Here is an 18,080-nt window from a genome sequence, read left to right on the forward strand (position 1 = left end):
TTTATCTTTGCACCCTGAATTTAAAAACAAATTTACTTGCTAGATGCAAAATATTAGAAACATAGCGATTATCGCTCACGTCGATCACGGTAAAACTACGTTGGTAGACAAAATCTTACACTTCACAAATCTTTTTAGAGATAATGATGGTACAGGTGATTTAATTCTGGATAATAATGATTTAGAACGTGAACGCGGTATTACTATTGTCGCTAAAAACGTTTCTGTTGAATATAAAGGCGTAAAAATTAACGTTATTGATACACCTGGTCACGCCGATTTCGGTGGTGAGGTTGAGCGTGTATTGAAAATGGCTGATGGTGTTGTATTGCTGGTGGATGCTTTCGAAGGTCCAATGCCGCAAACACGTTTCGTTACACAAAAAGCATTATCCTTAGGTTTGAAACCTTTGGTTGTTGTCAATAAAGTGGACAAAGAAAACTGTCGCCCAGAAGAGGTATACGAAAATGTATTTGACTTATTCTTTAGCCTTGATGCGACAGAGGAGCAATTAGCATTTCCAGTATTATATGGTTCTTCCAAACATGGTTGGATGTCAACAGATTGGAAAGAAAAGAAAGAAGATGTGTCTGAACTATTAGATGCGATCATCAATCATTTCCCGCCTTCGCCATTTGTTGAAGGTACATTACAAATGCAGATCACATCGTTGGATTACTCTACGTTCGTAGGACGTATTGCTATCGGTCGTGTAGCTCGTGGTACGATTAAAGAAGGTCAGCCAATCTCGTTGGTAAAACGTGATGGTAAGATCGTAAAATCACGTGTAAAAGAACTGCATACGTTTGAAGGTTTGGGCCGTCGCCGTGTACAGGAAGTTAAATGTGGTGATATTTGTGCTGTTGTTGGTATCGAAGGTTTCGATATCGGTGATACAATCGCAGATTTTGACAACCCGGAACAATTGGAAGTTATCAGCATTGATGAGCCGACAATGAACATGTTGTTCACAATCAATAACTCCCCATTTTTTGGTAAAGAAGGTAAATTGGTTACTTCTAGACATATTCACGATCGTTTACAAAAAGAATTAGAGAAGAACTTGGCATTACGTGTCGTTCCTACTGAATCTCCGGACGCTTGGTTGGTCTATGGACGTGGTATCCTTCACTTATCTGTATTGATTGAAACAATGCGTCGCGAAGGTTACGAATTACAAGTAGGTCAACCTCAAGTAATCTTGAAAGAGATCGACGGTAAGAAATGTGAGCCTATCGAGGTGTTGGTTGTTGACGTTCCTGCAGAAGTTTCGGGTAAAGTAATTGAGTTGGTAACACAACGTAAAGGTGAGCTTTTAGTGATGGAAACGAAAGGTGAAATGCAGCATCTTGAGTTCGAAATTCCTTCTCGTGGTATCATCGGTCTGCGTAACAACGTATTGACTGCTACAGCTGGAGAGGCTGTTATGGCACACCGTCTGAAAGGATACGAGCCTTGGAGAGGAACAATTCCTGGACGTTTGCATGGTGTATTGATCTCTTTGGATAAAGGTACAACAACTGCTTACTCTATTGATAAGTTACAAGATAGAGGTAAGTTCTTCGTTGATCCAGGTGTGGATATTTATGAAGGACAAATCTTAGGAGAACACATCCGTGACAATGACTTAACGATTAACATCGTTAAAGGTAAACAATTGACAAATATGCGTGCATCTGGTACAGATGATAACACTCGTATCGCACCGGCAATTAAATTCTCTCTAGAAGAATCTATGGAATATATCCAAGCAGACGAATACATTGAGGTTACACCACAATCTATCCGTTTGCGTAAAATCTACTTGACGGAAAATGAGCGTAAAGTAAACGCGAAAAAATTCCAATAGTAGGTAACTAAAGATTATAAAAAAGAGGCTGTCTCAAATTTATTTGGGACAGTTTTTTTGTTTAAAAAGTCTATGAGATAGATCTGTGTGTTGTTTGTTGGTTATTTTGGAAAAAGACTCATATGAAAGAGAAAAATGAACAAAAAGTAGCTTTTTAGGCCGCTTTTTTTCTTAGATTTTGCGCTATTGCCAATAATCCCCATTCTATGGACACTTTTTCTTTACCCCGGAGCATAAATCTTCGGAACCCATGGTTCTGTTTAATGTTTGCAAAGACAGGTTCGACATCATGGCACCTCTGTTTTCGTTTGGCTACACCTACATCGCTGTTGAGCAATTCGTATGCCCTGTCCCTGTACATCTCAAGTTGCTTATTCACCCCGATGATCCTATTTCCCTGTGATTTGTGACAGGCGCCATTCAACGGGCAGTTTGTGCAGTTTTTTGCCTGATACTTTTTGATTTCCTGCCGGAAGCCTGCGGAGGTCTTTTGGTTAAATGTACCTATACAATGCATTTCCTGTCCCATTGGACAGATATAGCAATCCTGTGAAGGATTATAATGTAATTTATCTGCAGAAAATGGTTTCTTATCCCGACAGCTCTTTTTCTGCCCTTTGTCAAACATACCATATTTCACATAGCCCTCAATATTTTTTGCTGCCAGTAATGCATAGTTTTCTTCACTGCCATAACCGGCATCCGCGGTAAGGGTTCCCGGTGTTTTTCCAAAGCTGTCCTCATGTTGTTGCAAATGACCGGATAATGTTCTGGTATCTGTGGGATTGGAATGTATGGTATAATTGACAATGTATTGATTGGACGTGGATATCTGGATATTATATCCTGGTCTGAGCTGGCCATTTTTCATATGATCCTCTTTCATCCGCATAAAGGTGGCATCGGGATCTGTTTTGCTATAACTGTTTCTGTCTCCCAGGGTAGCTTCCTGCTCTTCATATTGTGCGATCTTCTCCGGATAGTTTTTGGTTACATAACGCAACTTTGCTTTCATCTTCTTATTTACCGAAGCTTTGTCGGATAAGACCCTGTTCAGCTTATCGACCGTAGCCCGGACTTTTTCGCTGTCAATTGTCGTCAGATCGGGAGGATCCGGAAGGTTGTCCTCCGACTTGGCGATACTTTGGGCGTAGTCCCATATATCTTTTAAAGCAGCTTTCATCTTTTCCTTATTGGTATGGATAGCTTTTTTCCAAACGAAAGTGTATCTGTTTGCATTAGCCTCTATCTTGGTGCCATCGGTGTAGACATCTTCTATGCTTAACAACCCTTCTTCGGCCAGGAGCTTAACAACTTCTTCAAATACACTGCGAAGTGCTTCCTTTAAGCGGACACCACGAAATCTGTTGATAGTATTATGATCGGGGTAGCTCATGCCGCTCAGCCACATGAAGTTGATGTTCTCCCGGCAGGCTGTTTCCAGTTTCCGACTGCTGTAGACATTGCTTACATAGCCAAACACCAGAACCTTCAACAGCATTTGCGGATGATAACTGGAACAGCCTTTTATCTTGTAGGCATCCAAAAGACCCTGTATGTTGATACGGTTGATCACATCGTTAACAATACGTACCGGATGTCCTTTGGAGACCAATTCGTCCAAAGTTGGAGGAATTGCCATAATCTGGTCCTGATAGTAAGGCTTAAAAGTAGGTCTTTGAGATGACATATATCTTTTTTTACACTTTAAATATATGAAAATCAGTTAATTGAACCAAATTAAACATAATGAAATAATATAAAAAAGAGGCTGTCTTTTTGAGACAACCTCTTTTTTATATCAGCTTATACTACTTTTTCAGGTCCTCCCCATTTCTTAATTTCTTCTTTGTAAAGGCTTCTAAGCTGGAAAAGGCTAGGGGGGAAGGAGCTGAATAAATTGAATGGGACAATCGATCGTATTGATTTTGTTTATTTGATAGACCAGATGACATCATTCTGTGTATCCGATCCGTTAAACTGACGTTGCAGGGCCTCTTTTAAATTGTTTTCGTTGGTGCTATATTCATTTTTGGGATAGGCCCACCGTTTGGGGATCTGGTTGTTGTTGGCATTTGCCGGACCTACATCAAACTCAGGGATACCGGTACGTCGTTGCTCAAAGAAGGCCTGTTTGCCCGAATTCTCAAAGAAAGCAACATACTTCTGTGTGAGGATCTGTTTCAGGCCTTCGGAATTATTCCCTTTGTAAGGATAACCTTTTAAAAAGGCTTCAATCTTTTCTGAGGAAACACCATAAAACTGCATGGACTGCGTTATGCCGGCTTCAAATCGGATCTTGGCATCTGCATTGCTCCAGCCGCGGTTGATCCCTTCTGCAAGCGCAAACTGCACTTCGGAGGCCCCGAGCTGAATGGATGGTAATCCTGAAGGTGAAGCGAGCCAATAGTCAAAATTGATCATGGAAAGTTGTCCCTCCGTTGCTTGTTTCAAGAGTGTGCTTTGTAGATCGCCCGTCTTGCCGCCCTGAAAAGCCTCGAAAGGTTTTGCCGGATCCAAAGGTAAAGCAGAGGCCGGAAGCGCCTGAATCAACAACCGTGGGTCCCGGGTTGTTTTTAAGATGTCCAGATAAGTTGCACCCAGTGTATTGCGCACATCTTTTTTGATAATTACACCGTCAGTCGGCCAGAGCGGATATGTATTGATGGAATTGTATTGCAGCTGGAAATTGTCCCGATTATCCAGGATCAGCGGAAACTTGGAAGGATTGGCCAACAGTTCTGCGAACCGCTCCTTAATGCGTAATGCGGGGCTATCCTCTGCACGTTTGCTCAGGCTTATCAGGATGCGCAATTTCAGGGAGTTGACTAGCTTTTGCCATTGTTCCGTCTTTCCGTTGTAAAAGAAATCACCGTCGATTAGGGTGCCTTTTTCCTTGAAACCGGCCAGTTCGGTATTGGCTTCCTCTAGCCAGGATAGTATTTGCTGATATACTTCCAGCTGCGTATTGTACCGGGGAGCAAAGTTGTTGCCGGTCTCACCCTGCAAGGCATCTGCCATTGGGATATCGCCAAACATTTCGGTCGTCCGGGCAAAGAAGTAGGCCTTGAAGAATTTAGCTAACGTGAGGTAAGCAGCCCCCGGTTCAGGTGTTTTGGCTGCCTCGATTTCCATCCGGTAGACATCCCGCAGCACGCCATAAGGTGTGTCAAAAGAACCTGTCGTCCAGCTATATGGCTGTCCGGTATAATAGGCTTCATTTTGGGTCATGTACTGGTTATAGCGGTGGTCTTCGCTCCAGGGAGCATCGTGCGACCGCATCAATATACCTGTAAACAGCAGCTTTGGCGCAGGATCATAGACGGCTGCAGGATCCTTTTGTAGGTCTTCGATTTTTTTACAGGAGTTCATTGTGCTACCGAAGAGAAGTAAGAGTAAGACTGATTTAAAGTATTTCATATTGAAAAATATCTTGATGTGTTAAAACCTTTAAAAAGTTGCATTAAAATTTAGACCAAAGCTCTTTACCGATGGAGTCTGGTAATCAGAACTGGCGGCGGTAAATTGATCCAGATCCATGTTTCGCGTACCTTTTCCGGTAAAGTACAGTAGATTTCGACCTACTAAGGATACGCTTGCACTACGCAAAAAGCCAGAGTTTTTCAGTAAACCGGCCGGCAGGTTGTAGCTGAGGACAATTTCCCGTAATTTGACAAATGTCCGGTCTTTTGCCGTGATGGGGCCGGACTGATAATAGTTGGTGGCCCAGTTTTGCCATAAAACGGGGGTATCATTTGGTGCAAACTCCCGTGTGTCGGAAATTATTTTGCCATCTTGGTCTGTGCTCAATTGCCCTTTGACAATTTTTAATCCCTCGGTCATGACAGAACCTTTATAGTCCTTGCTGTCTCTGTTTTGCCAATCTTTTAGGCGATAGGCGTTGGCCGATTCAGGATGGGTTCCTGACCCCCATTGTTTGGCATCCTGCACATTTTTGATCAGTCCTCCAAAACGGCCGTCAACAAGAAAGCTAAAGTTGAAATCGCGGTAGCGGAAGCTGTTGCTGATGCTCGCTGTAAACTTATTGTCGCTGTATCCGATCTTGCTGACATAGGGATTATAGGCCGGAAGACCGTTGGTTCCTACAATCATGTTTCCTTTTTCATCGCGCTGAAAGTCATTGACATAGAAGCTGTCCCAGCGTTCCCCGATACGGACGTCGCCTGAGCGGGTCTGATGGCCATCGATATCATGTAGCCAGGCGTGATTGGTCGAGGCGTTGACCGATACATTCCAGCTGAAGTGTTCACGTTGGATGGCTGTCGCATCGATGCTCAGCTCGATCCCTTTTCGCAATAAAGTCAACCCGTTGGTTTGTCTTGCCTTTACACCTGAAGTTACAGATGTGGCCAGTTCAATAATTCGTGGGCCTTCCAGATTTCGGAATACCGCGAGATCTATGCCAATTCGGTTGTTGAAGAGGCGGGTTTCTAGACCGATTTCCGCCGTTTTCACCCGCTCCGCAACTAGGTCTGGGTTCGGTAAAACATCTGTATAAGTGACACCGGTCATGGAATTTGCCCAGCGACCATAATTACTATAGGCCGGCAGAAGTTTGTAAATATCATATTGAGCTGTTTCATTGACAAAATCACTGGCTACATTGGCATAGGCACCACGCACCTTAAGTGAGGAAATCACGTTGGGTAGAGAGACCATCTGCGATATGACGGCACTTAGGGATGCTGAAGGATAAAAATAGGTGTTGTTTTTTATGGGCATGGTTGATGATTTATCAAACCGGCCGGTCAGGTTCAGGAATAACATATTTTTGTAGTCGAGATCGACAAAGCCATAGACACTCCCGACCTGACGCAGGGCACGGTCGTTGGTGGCTACAGTTGGCATGACCGAGTTGCTGAGATCATATACACCAGGGACCGTCAGGCCCCGGTCGGTGCGGGCAAACAAGGATTTTGCGCTTACTGTTCGTAGGTTTCCAAATATCGAACCCGTGAAACCGATATCCTCAGAAATGTGGTTTTGATATTTTAATGATACTTCGGTATTATTTTCCCAGAAGGTATCGTAGGTTTCTTGGTAACCGCCGACACGGCTCCCGCCAATATTGTAATTGTATAGATTGGCGGAGATCGGAATTTTGATGGTTCGGTTCCTGCTCCAGGTGCTTGCGCTCGTACGGCCGCTTAATGAAAGATGGTTATTCCATTTGTAATTGGCAGAAACATAGCCGTAAATGTCATCTTTATCGTAGGTGCGCAGATTCTCATAGGCGGTCATCCAGGGGTTGTCATATATCGTATATTCGCGATTATACTGTTGCACATTTTCTTTACCCGGTTGCCAGTAATTCCGGAGATCGTTGATATCATAATCTGCCCCGCCCCATAGGGTCAGAATATAAATGGGACTGTTCGGCCCATAAGCGATATTGGGGTAGTTAGGCGAATATTGCTTGTTGTAGTTGATGCTCGCATCAATCCTCAATTTGCTTCCGGCATTGATTCCTCCTGTAAGATTAATATTTGTGCCGCCGAGTTTGGTATTTGGTGTTGTCCCGCGTTGGAACATCTGAGAAGCCGAAAGCCGGATGTCCCCACGCTCTGTTTTACTTGAAATAGCAATATTGTTGGTGCTCAACAATCCATTTTGCAGAAATTTTTTCAAATTATCCTTCCCGCGGGCTTCCCATGGAAGCGGGGTCAAGGCGCCGGTTGTAGGATCTACGGGGCTGTTGTACTGCGGGATGAGCTGTCCTTCAAAGCGCGGTCCCCAGATATTATAGTCGTTGTCGTTTATTCCGCCGCCACGTCCATCCTTGAAAGCATATTGAAAATTTGAACCGGGACCATATTCCGTCTGGATCTTAGGGATCGCATTGTATCCGGTTTGCAATTGGGTGCTCGAGTTAAACTCAACTTGAAACCCCTTGTCCTCATTCTTGGCTCGTTTTGTGGTAATGACAATAGCACCATTTTGTCCGCGATTTCCGTATAAGGCTGCAGCATTGGCTCCTTTCAGTACAGAATAGGATTCGATATCATCTGGACTCAGGTTCCAAGAGTCGGTATTGATCGGCATCCCGTCCACGACAATAAGAATATTGCTTCTTCCGCGCAGGGTGATGCCGGGGTCGCCAAATAAATTCGTACTTGGTGTAATGGTTAAGCCGGATACACGGCCTGCGAGACTGGAGATTGCGTTTGGTTCGCGGGCTTTGACAAGATCTTTACCCTTGACCTCCTGTACGGAATAACCTATGGCTTGCTTTTCTTTTTTTATGCCCAGGGCAGTTACCACGACCTCATTGAGTGATTGCTGATTGGCGGATAAGGCGATCAGCAGAGGACCCTGATCCGAAATAACGAAATTTTTGGGAAGGTACCCCATGAAACCTATACGCAGGGTATCACCGATTTGCGCCTGAATGGTAAATTTTCCTGTCTGGTCTGATGAAACTAATTTGCCCAGATGGGAATTTCGAATGGTTGCGCCCTGAATAGCGTCCTGACTTAATGAATCAATCAGCTTTCCCTGAAATGATTGGGATTGGGCAAAGCCCTTTGCAGCCAATGTTGTTAAGAAACATGTGAGGACCGCAATTTTTGGTAGATGTAATGAAGGTTGATTAAACATGATCATTTATACTTATGTCTGAAAACGTAAGCAATATTAAACTTTGTGTATTAATACTAAACTAATCAAATGTTAAGTTTATGGTATTTGGATTTTTTGCCTGCTGTAATGCGATGTGAATCACGTCTTTGAAAAAGGTTGTCGGGCGGTTTTCAGAAGGATTGTAACGGGAGAGGTCTAATGCGGATCATTTTCTTTATGGGGGGCATATAAAAAAGAAAAGTCTCCAATTTTTGTTGGAGACTTTTAACTGCAAGCTGCATTTGCTTGCTATTGATTAAACAACTAAATTAAATTTTACTGCTGTTATTTTTTCTTTTCTCTGACTTCGGCAGCACGGTAGGTATCCCCATCCGTCGTGAAGATTTTGAATTGAGCTTCATAACCTTCAGGGATATAAATAACAATAGGCATTCGACCATTATAACGTACTGTTTCCGGTTGAGCACTTACAAAAAGATTTCTTTTTGCTTTATCGGGGCAGGCCATCATGGTACTCGCTACATTTCCGTTTGTTTTGAATACATAGTAATCATAACCCCATCCTTGAAGATCTTTCTTTTCAAAAGTGCCGGCTAAATTAAAGGTATTACAGCCATCTACTTCCATCCATTTACCAACGGAAAACTCAATTTTTTTATTCTTGTCATTTTCTGAATGTGGCACTTCAATCACCATTTTTTTGTACCCTTTTTCCGCAGCCGGAAAAATACTTAAATCTATTTTATCAATTACCATCTGTGCTTTGCTTACTGTTGTGGATGCGACTAAAACGAATAGCATCATGACCATAACATTTAATACATTTTTTCTCATAACTATTTTTTTATTTGTTCTTTTAAACGCAATTATTGCTGTATTGCCATTTTGTTGTTTATGTAACTATATTTCTAAGACAGCCGAAAATGCAGAAGGATTAATTGTGAATGGCTGAATATTTAAAATAATTGTTTGAAAAACTAGAATAAAAGCTTAAGCATTTGATGCTGAAGGGTGTTGACCAAGATGTTAATTTCGAGGATCGCTTAGATTCCATTTTGTAACAAAATTAGCTGAACTATCAGGAATATTTGTTGCAATAGTATTATTTACAGTATATTACCTTTTCAAAAATGACCTAAATATAATGATGAATAAGGAAAACCATTTTGATGCTATTGTGATCGGTTCGGGCATATCTGGCGGCTGGGCTGCCAAAGAATTTTGCGAAAAGGGATTGAAAACACTTGTCCTGGATCGGGGAAAAGATGTCAGACATATTCAGGATTATCCAACAGCCTATATGGATCCCTGGCAGTTCAGACATGGGGGGCAAGTGGAAAAGCTCATCAAAGACGAAAATCCCGTCGCGTCAAAATGTTATGCCTATCGGGAAGATGCCAAACATTTCTTTTTGCCGGATGCCGCACAGCCCTATATCCAGGAAAAACCTTTTGATTGGATTCGGGGGGATCAAGTCGGTGGAAAATCGCTGCTCTGGGCACGTCAGACGCAAAGATGGTCTAAGTATGATTTTGAGGGGCCTGCACGGGATGGCTTTGCCGTAGATTGGCCCATCCGGTATGATGATATCGCTCCCTGGTATTCGTATGTTGAGCATTTTGCAGGCATTTCGGGTAATAAAGATGGAATTGATGCCATGCCGGACGGAGATTTTCTTCCAGCATGGGAGATGAATGTGGTGGAGAAAGCAATACAGCAACGCATACAGCAACAGTATAAGGATCGTCCGGTGATTCAGGGGCGTTGTGCCCATCTGACCCAGCCCCGACAGATCCATATTGATCAGGGGCGCAGCCAGTGTCAGGCCCGTAGTTTATGCCATCGTGGATGCCCATTCGGTGGATACTTTAGTTCCAATGCATCTACGTTGCCCTGGGCTGCGAAAACAGGTAACCTCACCATTCGCCCACAGGCGATTGTCGAATCCATACGCTATGACGATAAAAAGCAAAGAGCAGTCGGAGTCCGTATTATCGACGCCGAAACAAAAGTGAGTCAGGAGTTTTTTGCGCAGGTCATCTTTGTTAATGCCTCCGCATTAGCGACAAACCTCATCTTGTTGAATTCCACATCCGGACGTTTTCCGAATGGACTTGGAAACGATAGTGGCCTGTTGGGCAAATATGTGGCCTTTCATAATTATCTGGGCACCATTTCGGGCACAATGGAGGGGTATGAAGACAAATATTATTATGGTCGTAGGCCAACTCAGCCGATTATCCCCAATTTTAGAAATGTACAGCGGCAGGAAACGGATTTTTTAAGAGGCTATGCGTCATTCTTTGGAGCCTACCGTTCGAGGGGTGGTAATTTTGAAGGCGAGCAGGTTGGGGGAGCTTATAAGGACAGTTTAGCGGAATTAGGCGGCTGGGGCGTTTCGATGATGATGCAGGGGGAAACGATTCCTCAGGAGCATAATCACGTCCGGTTGAGCACAGATCAAAAAGATCCCTATGGTATGCCGCAGCTTATTACCTCGGTCGGGTACGAAGATAATGACTATAGATCAAGAGATGACTTCTTTCAGCAGGGGCAAGAGATGCTGGAAGTCGCCGGAGTGAAAAATCTTCGGATCAGTGACAGTCACCAGAACCCGGGCCTGGATATCCATGAAATGGGTGGAGCACGTATGGGGCTGGATCCAAAAACCTCCCTGTTGAATAAGTGGAATCAGCTGCATCTGGTCAAAAATGTCTTTGTTACTGATGGTGCCTGCATGACCTCAACCGGAACGCAAAATCCGTCGCTGACCTATATGGCATTAACAGCTAGAGCCGTAGATTATGCTGTCACTGAAATGAAAAAAGGCAACCTCTAAATTTATAGAACTGCATGATGATAGCGGCTGTATTTTTTCGTGAGAGCTTTTAATTCATAGGGACTATAATCAGCCAAGATTGCGTAACTTTGTGTGAGATAAGGATTATTATGCGTAAAAAAGTGGAGCATACTCCAAAAGAATATATTCAAATAAAAGGGGCAAGAGTCAACAATTTAAAAAATATTGATGTTGATATTCCCAAAAATAAATTAGTTGTCATTACAGGAATGTCGGGTTCGGGAAAATCTTCCCTTGCTTTTGATACGCTGTATGCGGAGGGGCAAAGGCGCTATGTGGAGAGTCTTTCTTCCTATGCACGGCAGTTTATGGGGCGGATGAATAAACCTGAGGTTGATTACATCAAAGGTATCGCGCCGGCGATCGCCATCGAGCAGCGGGTGATCACGAGCAACCCGCGTTCTACCGTAGGGACTTCAACCGAGATCTACGACTACCTGAAATTGCTCTACGCCCGGATCGGCAAAACAATTTCTCCCGTTTCCGGTCGGGAAGTGACAAAGGACAGTGTGAGCTCGGTGGTGGATTTCGCCCTGAAGTTTGACGAGGGGGAGTCCGTCACGCTCTTGGCTCCTTTGGTGCCTTCTCACGGACGCAAGCTCAAAGAAGAACTGTCGCTTTTACTGCAGAAAGGATTTGTCCGCGTCGTTTATCAGGATAAAATGCAAAAAATCGAAAGCATTATTGATGATAAAAGCATGGCCAATGCAACGATTCAGGATGCTGAGGTATTGATCGTAGTCGATCGCGTACGTATTGAGCAGGATGATGATACCGTAAACCGATTGTCCGATTCTATTCAGACCGGATTTTTTGAGGGAAAAGGAGAACTGTATATGGAGGAAAATGGGAAAAGACATCATTTCTCGCATAAGTTTGAACTCGATGGAATAACTTTTGAAGAGCCTAGTCCCAATTTCTTCAGTTTCAATAATCCTTATGGTGCCTGTCGGCGATGCGAGGGCTATGGGAAAATTATCGGTATAGATCCCGATCTGGTTATCCCCGACAAGAGCCGCTCGGTATACGACGGAGCAATTGCACCTTGGCGGGGAGAGAAAATGGGGGAATGGTTACAGGTGCTGGTCAAAAATTCCCTAAAGTTTGATTTCCCCATCCACCGTGCCTATTCTGACCTGACAGTGGAGCAAAAGGAGGTATTATGGACGGGAAATAATTATTTCACCGGACTTAATCAGTTCTTTGAGGAATTGGAGGAGCAGACCTATAAAATTCAATATCGTGTGATGTTATCACGTTACCGGGGTAAGACGGACTGTCCGGACTGCCGCGGCACAAGATTGCGCAAAGATGCAACTTATGTCAAGGTGGGTGGAAAGTCAATCACCGATATCGTATTAATGCCTTTGGAAGAAGCCTTGGCATTTTTTACCAATTTACCTTTGGTAGGAAATGAACAGATGATCGCGAAGCGCTTATTGGCCGAAATTAATAATCGACTACAGTTTTTATGCGATGTGGGTTTAAGTTACCTTACCTTAAACCGCTTGTCCAATACCCTTTCCGGAGGAGAATCCCAACGGATCAATCTGGCAACATCGCTCGGAAGTTCGCTCGTAGGTTCGATTTATGTCTTGGATGAACCCAGTATCGGTTTACATCCGCGTGATACACAACGGTTGATTTCGGTGCTGAAATCCCTTCGTGATGTCGGTAATACTGTTGTTGTGGTTGAACACGAACAGGAGATGATGGAGGCTGCGGATTACCTGATTGATATTGGCCCCGAAGCCGGGATCAATGGCGGTGAGATGGTATTTGCTGGAACATATAGCGAGATCTTAAAAGATGACAAGAGCTTAACCGGACAATACCTGAGCGGAAAAAGCCAGATTGAAGTACCCAAGAAAAGACGCAAATGGTCTCATGGGATTACCGTTAAAGGGGCACATGAGAATAACCTTCAGGGAATAGATGTACAGTTCCCGTTAAATATATTTACGGTTGTATCCGGAGTATCGGGTTCCGGAAAGACCTCCTTGGTGAAACGGATTCTTTACCCCGCGTTGCAGAAATCAATTGGTAATTATTCTGGTGAGCAAACAGGTGTTTATGATTCCATCGAAGGCGATATTGCGCAGGTAGAGCAGATCGAAATGGTTGACCAGAACCCTATTGGCCGTTCTTCACGTTCGAATCCGGTGACTTATGTGAAAGCCTGGGATGAGATCAGAGCTTTGTATGCTAATCAGGCTGCATCCAAAGCTGCGGGACTGAAACCTGCTGCATTTTCTTTTAATGTTGAAGGCGGGCGCTGTGATGTCTGTCAGGGCGAGGGAGAAGTGAAGATCGAGATGCAGTTTATGGCAGATATCGTGCTGCCCTGTGAGGCCTGCGGTGGCAAACGGTTCAAACAGTTTGTCCTTGATGTGCAATACAAAGGCAAATCCGTGGCCGATATCCTTGAATTGAGTGTTGATGAAGCCACCGTATTCTTTGGTGATCAGCCTAAGATATTGGCCAAGCTGCAGCCATTGCAAGATGTTGGACTGGGCTATGTTAAGCTCGGGCAATCTTCTAGTACACTCTCCGGCGGAGAGGCACAGCGGATTAAGCTTGCATCCTTTCTGATCAAAGGCAATAACAGTAAGAAAACCCTGTTTATCTTCGACGAACCGACGACCGGCTTACATTTTCAGGATATTAAAAAGCTGCTGAAGTCTTTTGATGCACTGATCAATCTTGGCAATAGTATACTGGTTATCGAGCATAATATGGATATGATCAAGTCGGCAGACTGGGTCATTGATATCGGACCTGAAGGGGGAAATAAAGGGGGAAAGCTCGTTTTTGCAGGGCTTCCGGAAGATCTTGTGCATTGTAAAGATTCTTATACAGGACAGTTTTTAAAAACACATTTGAAAGATTAAGCCTACTTTAGTACCTGTTATTAAATAACCGGCTAATGCAGAGCCTGCTGGAATTAAGACGAAAATTAAAGCGCTAGAATGATAGATCATGTTCGTAAACCGAAGGTTTGCCGGACTAAATCTAAATACTAATTACTCAATATTAATATTAAAAAGTCAAAAATGGGAACAGCTGGTAAGCCTCAGGCTGGTATAAAGATTAAAGAATAAGGAGCATAAGCCGTAGACTGGCACAACCCAGAATCTCAAATCTAATATCTCAATACTAATATCTAACAACAATGATTAAAAGATTTTTTTTAAGTGTCGTATTTGGAATAGCTGCACTCTCCACCATGGCACAACAACCGGACAGACCCAAACTGGTCGTCGGTCTGATGGTGGATCAGATGCGCTGGGATTATCTATATCGTTTTGCGGATCGATATGGCAATGATGGCTTCAAGCGACTTTTGAAAGAAGGCTTCTCCTGTGAGAATACCCTGATCAATTACATTCCGACCTATACGGCTATTGGACACAGTTCGGTATATACCGGTTCTGTCCCTTCCATACACGGTATTGCTGGCAATGACTGGATCGAAGAGCTTACAGGTAAGAATATGTACTGTACACAAGATGACAATGTCACTGGAGTAGGGACAACTGAAAAAGAAGGTAAACAATCTCCACGGAACTTGCTGGCATCTACCGTAACGGATCAGTTGAAACTGGCTTCAAATTTTAAATCCAAAGTCATTGGTATAGCGATAAAAGATCGTGGCGGAATATTGCCTGCTGGCCATTTTGCCGATGCGGCTTATTGGTTTGAGGCAAAATCAGGCAATTGGATTACCTCCAATTTTTATATGGATAAATTGCCAAAATGGGTGGTGGACTTCAACAAGAAAAAATTAGCTGAAAAGTATCTTAAAGCAGACTGGAAGCCCATGTATGATGTAAGTACTTACGCGGCTAATAGCATTGCTGACGATAATATTTATGAAGGAAAATATCCCGGTGAAGAAAAGCCGACCTTACCACGGGCGACATCCAAGCTGATGAAAGATGAAGGTCTTGAACTGATCAAAACAACACCGATGGGAAATCAGTTCACCTTGGATCTAGCCATGGAAGCGATCAAAAACGAGCAGATGGGAAATAATCCGACCAAAAACACCGATTTCCTCTGTGTCAGTCTTTCCGCTACGGATTATGTTGGACACCGTTACTCATTGACCGCAGTGGAGATCGAAGATATTTACCTGCAGTTAGATAAACAGCTGGCGGATTTTTTCGCTTACTTGGACAATACGGTTGGGAAAGGGAATTACACCTTCTTCCTGACAGCTGATCACGGTGCTTCCTACAATTCCAGATTCTTTATGGATATGAAAGGAAATGGCGGCTATTTCTATTCCCGTCAGATTATTTCGGACCTCAACAAAAAACTGAAAGAGAAATTCGGACAGGAAAAAATTGTCAAAAGCCTAATGAATTACCAGGTCCATCTGAACAATCAGCTGATTGACTCGCTTCAATTGGACCGGGACAAAATCAAAGAGACCATTATTCGCGAGTTGCGCCAGACAGAAGGTGTTGCTTATGTTGCGGACATGGAAAAAGGTGAAAGCCTAATGATCCCGGAGCCTGTCCGTGAAAAAATGATCAACGGCTATAATTTCAAACGGAGCGGTGTTATTCAAATCGTTTGTGAACCACAATGGTATGATGGAACGCCGCGTTCTACAGGAACGACACATGGCACCTGGTCGGGATACGATTCTCATATTCCATTGGTATTTATGGGCTGGGGCATCAAACCGGGTGTATCCAATACCGAAGTGCATATTGTGGATATTGCGCCTACCATTTCATCGCTGCTCCATATTACCGAACCAAATGGAAGTATCGGTAAACCAATTACGGCAGTTTTGGGCCAGTAACGTTAAGTTTTAATACGATCTGCCCTTAGCATAAGGATGTCCAATCGGATGAAATTGTGCTAAGGGTTCTTTTTACCTGCTAATGATATGGGTTTTATTCTATTGAATAAAAAACGTAAATTTGCAATTCAACAGGGGGTTAACAAATTATGCTTTCCAAAAAGACAAAATATGCAATTAAAGCACTTATGGTGCTCGGTCGTAACTACGGAAATGAACCTATGCAGATCGTTAAGATTGCGCAGGAAGAAAATATTCCAAAGAAATTCTTGGAACAGATCCTCCTTGAAATGCGAAATGCGGGGATTCTCTACAGTAAAAAAGGTGCAGGTGGTGGTTACAGTCTAAATAAGGCTCCTGAAGATGTATTTTTATCGCAGGTGATGCGCCTGATCGATGGACCGATTGCTTTACTTCCCTGTGTCAGTCTCAATTTCTATCGCTCCTGTGAAGAGTGCACCGAAGAACATGCCTGTGGGATACGGGATACATTTGTTGAAGTGAGGAATGCGATGTTACAGATTTTGAATGATACAAGCATCGCCCATTTAATCAATAAAGAAAAAGAATTGAACCTAAATGTAGATTAGGTAAAATAAATTGAGTCATCAAAAACAAAAAAGGAGATGTAACAGATAAGTTGCATCTCCTTTTTTATTTTAATAAAGTGTTGATAAGCAGTGTTTTGTTTTCCTTGTCTATCCACGGTTTTTATTGTTTGTTGTTTGTGTTTTTAACTTCGTAATTATTTAACATTATTTTACGAATTTTCCGTAGCAACATTAATATCTTTATATCCATACGATATAAACGGAAAATTTATGAAACTAACCCATTCCTTAGTTTTGTTTCTTATACTCTCAGCCTTAAGCTCTATTTCCTATGCCCAACATAGGCTTGTGGGGACCGTGGTTGACGGGAAAGACCAAGCTAAACTTCATCAAGCATCTGTTGCGTTACTCAATCCCAGAGATTCCATTCTAATTAAGTTCGACCGAACGAAAGAAAATGGAACTTTCCAAATTGCCAATCTGGATACTGGAGTTTATAAGATCGTGGTGTCTTACCCACAATATGCAGATCTTGTAAAAGATATCCATATTACAGCTAAAGATTACGACATCGGGTTGATAGCACTGTCAAAGGCGGCTTTGCTCTTGGAAGAGGTGCAGGTCAATGGGAGAATTCCCGTTGTCATCAAGGGTGATACTATAGAGTACGATGCTGGTAGTTTTAAGGTGGAGAAAGATGCCAAAGTAGATGATCTGCTCAGGGTATTGCCCGGCATTACGATCGATGGGACAGGTAAGATTACGGCGCAGGGAAAAGAGGTAAAGAAGGTACTGCTTGATGGGGAAGAATTTTTTGGAGATGACCCCACCCTGATTACCAAAAATATCCGATCGGATATGGTGAGCAAGGTACAGGTCTACGAAAAGAAATCAGATCTGGCTGTACGTACGGGCGTGGATGATGGGGAGCGTACCCAGACCATTGATATCAAGCTGAAAGAGGATAAGAAGAAAGGGATGTTCGGCCAGGCAATCGCTGGGGCAGGAACGGATAAATACTATGGCGGGAAAGTCATGCTCAATAAATTTAAAGGATCGCAGAAAATTGCGGCTTACGGTATCCTGGCCAACGATGGTATGGTGGGACTGGGGTTTGAAGATAGTCAAAAATATGGTGTCGGGGGAAGCGGCAATGTCCAGATGATGGATGGGGGAGGCATTATGATCTCTTCGGGTGGAGATGAAACGGAAGGTGGTTGGGATGGGCGATACCGGGGTGGCGGCGTACCTAAGGCTCTAAATATGGGGGTAAGTTATTCCGATAAAAGCAAAGACGATAAACATAAAATCAATGTCAACTACAAACGCAGCCAGATCGATGTAAATAATACAAGTACTTATAATGCGCAGAATAACTTGCCGGAGCGCGCGTAGATAGACAGT

General features: G+C 43.3%; 10 protein-coding genes. 6 read left to right on the top strand and 4 right to left on the bottom strand.

Translation table 11 applies throughout. The features are described 5' to 3' along the window. Window positions 1-43: 43 nt before the first annotated feature. Window positions 44-1,849 carry a translational GTPase TypA gene (typA, locus tag G6053_RS00760; protein ID WP_108635332.1) on the top strand — a complete coding sequence of 602 codons (1,806 nt, stop codon included), beginning with the start codon at window positions 44-46 and terminating at the stop codon, window positions 1,847-1,849. 154 nt (window positions 1,850-2,003) lie between these two features. Here the strand turns inward: typA and G6053_RS00765 are convergent, their stop codons facing one another. The 4 genes from G6053_RS00765 to G6053_RS00780 form a co-directional block, all read right to left on the bottom strand. After that, window positions 2,004-3,539 carry an IS1182 family transposase gene (locus G6053_RS00765; protein WP_108634802.1) on the bottom strand — a complete coding sequence of 512 codons (1,536 nt, stop codon included), beginning with the start codon at window positions 3,537-3,539 and terminating at the stop codon, window positions 2,004-2,006. 242 nt (window positions 3,540-3,781) lie between these two features. Then, window positions 3,782-5,269, bottom strand: coding sequence for a SusD/RagB family nutrient-binding outer membrane lipoprotein (locus G6053_RS00770; RefSeq protein WP_165305224.1), 1,488 nt, complete (start codon window positions 5,267-5,269; stop codon window positions 3,782-3,784). A gap of 30 nt (window positions 5,270-5,299) precedes the next feature. After that, window positions 5,300-8,467 carry a SusC/RagA family TonB-linked outer membrane protein gene (locus G6053_RS00775; RefSeq protein WP_165305225.1) on the bottom strand — a complete coding sequence of 1,056 codons (3,168 nt, stop codon included), beginning with the start codon at window positions 8,465-8,467 and terminating at the stop codon, window positions 5,300-5,302. Window positions 8,468-8,773: 306 nt separating this feature from the next. Next, entirely contained in the window at window positions 8,774-9,283 is a 510-nt protein-coding gene (locus G6053_RS00780) for an ecotin family protein (protein WP_108635330.1), read from the bottom strand. A gap of 310 nt (window positions 9,284-9,593) precedes the next feature. Here G6053_RS00780 and G6053_RS00785 point away from each other — a divergent pair, with 310 nt between their 5' ends. The 5 genes from G6053_RS00785 (at window position 9,594) to G6053_RS00805 (ending at window position 18,071) form a co-directional block, all read left to right on the top strand. Then, window positions 9,594-11,288 carry a GMC family oxidoreductase gene (locus tag G6053_RS00785; RefSeq protein ID WP_165305226.1) on the top strand — a complete coding sequence of 565 codons (1,695 nt, stop codon included), beginning with the start codon at window positions 9,594-9,596 and terminating at the stop codon, window positions 11,286-11,288. A 110-nt stretch (window positions 11,289-11,398) separates the two neighbouring features. Next, window positions 11,399-14,200, top strand: coding sequence for an excinuclease ABC subunit UvrA (gene uvrA / locus G6053_RS00790; RefSeq protein WP_165305227.1), 2,802 nt, complete (start codon window positions 11,399-11,401; stop codon window positions 14,198-14,200). Window positions 14,201-14,481: 281 nt separating this feature from the next. Next, a complete protein-coding gene (gene pafA, locus G6053_RS00795; protein ID WP_165305228.1) occupies window positions 14,482-16,125 on the top strand; it encodes an alkaline phosphatase PafA in 1,644 nt (547 codons plus the stop codon). Between the two features lie 149 nt (window positions 16,126-16,274). Beyond that, window positions 16,275-16,715 (top strand): Rrf2 family transcriptional regulator, encoded by a 441-nt coding sequence (locus tag G6053_RS00800; RefSeq protein WP_104384633.1) that lies wholly within the window; start codon window positions 16,275-16,277, stop codon window positions 16,713-16,715. A 231-nt stretch (window positions 16,716-16,946) separates the two neighbouring features. Continuing rightward, on the top strand, window positions 16,947-18,071 hold the full coding sequence (locus G6053_RS00805) for a carboxypeptidase regulatory-like domain-containing protein (protein WP_165305229.1): 1,125 nt from the start codon (window positions 16,947-16,949) through the stop codon (window positions 18,069-18,071). Window positions 18,072-18,080: the final 9 nt, after the last annotated feature.

Source organism: Sphingobacterium sp. DR205 (assembly GCF_011064245.1).
In the GTDB taxonomy this organism is placed as follows: domain Bacteria; phylum Bacteroidota; class Bacteroidia; order Sphingobacteriales; family Sphingobacteriaceae; genus Sphingobacterium; species Sphingobacterium athyrii.

Coding starts and splice junctions, on each gene's coding strand:
- typA (WP_108635332.1), top strand. CDS start 44: ATGCAAAATATTAGAAACATAGCGATTATCGCTCACGTCGATCACGGT.
- pafA (WP_165305228.1), top strand. CDS start 14,482: ATGATTAAAAGATTTTTTTTAAGTGTCGTATTTGGAATAGCTGCACTC.
- G6053_RS00785 (WP_165305226.1), top strand. CDS start 9,594: ATGATGAATAAGGAAAACCATTTTGATGCTATTGTGATCGGTTCGGGC.
- G6053_RS00770 (WP_165305224.1), bottom strand. CDS start 5,269: ATGAAATACTTTAAATCAGTCTTACTCTTACTTCTCTTCGGTAGCACA.
- G6053_RS00805 (WP_165305229.1), top strand. CDS start 16,947: ATGAAACTAACCCATTCCTTAGTTTTGTTTCTTATACTCTCAGCCTTA.
- G6053_RS00765 (WP_108634802.1), bottom strand. CDS start 3,539: ATGTCATCTCAAAGACCTACTTTTAAGCCTTACTATCAGGACCAGATT.
- uvrA (WP_165305227.1), top strand. CDS start 11,399: ATGCGTAAAAAAGTGGAGCATACTCCAAAAGAATATATTCAAATAAAA.
- G6053_RS00780 (WP_108635330.1), bottom strand. CDS start 9,283: ATGAGAAAAAATGTATTAAATGTTATGGTCATGATGCTATTCGTTTTA.
- G6053_RS00800 (WP_104384633.1), top strand. CDS start 16,275: ATGCTTTCCAAAAAGACAAAATATGCAATTAAAGCACTTATGGTGCTC.
- G6053_RS00775 (WP_165305225.1), bottom strand. CDS start 8,467: ATGTTTAATCAACCTTCATTACATCTACCAAAAATTGCGGTCCTCACA.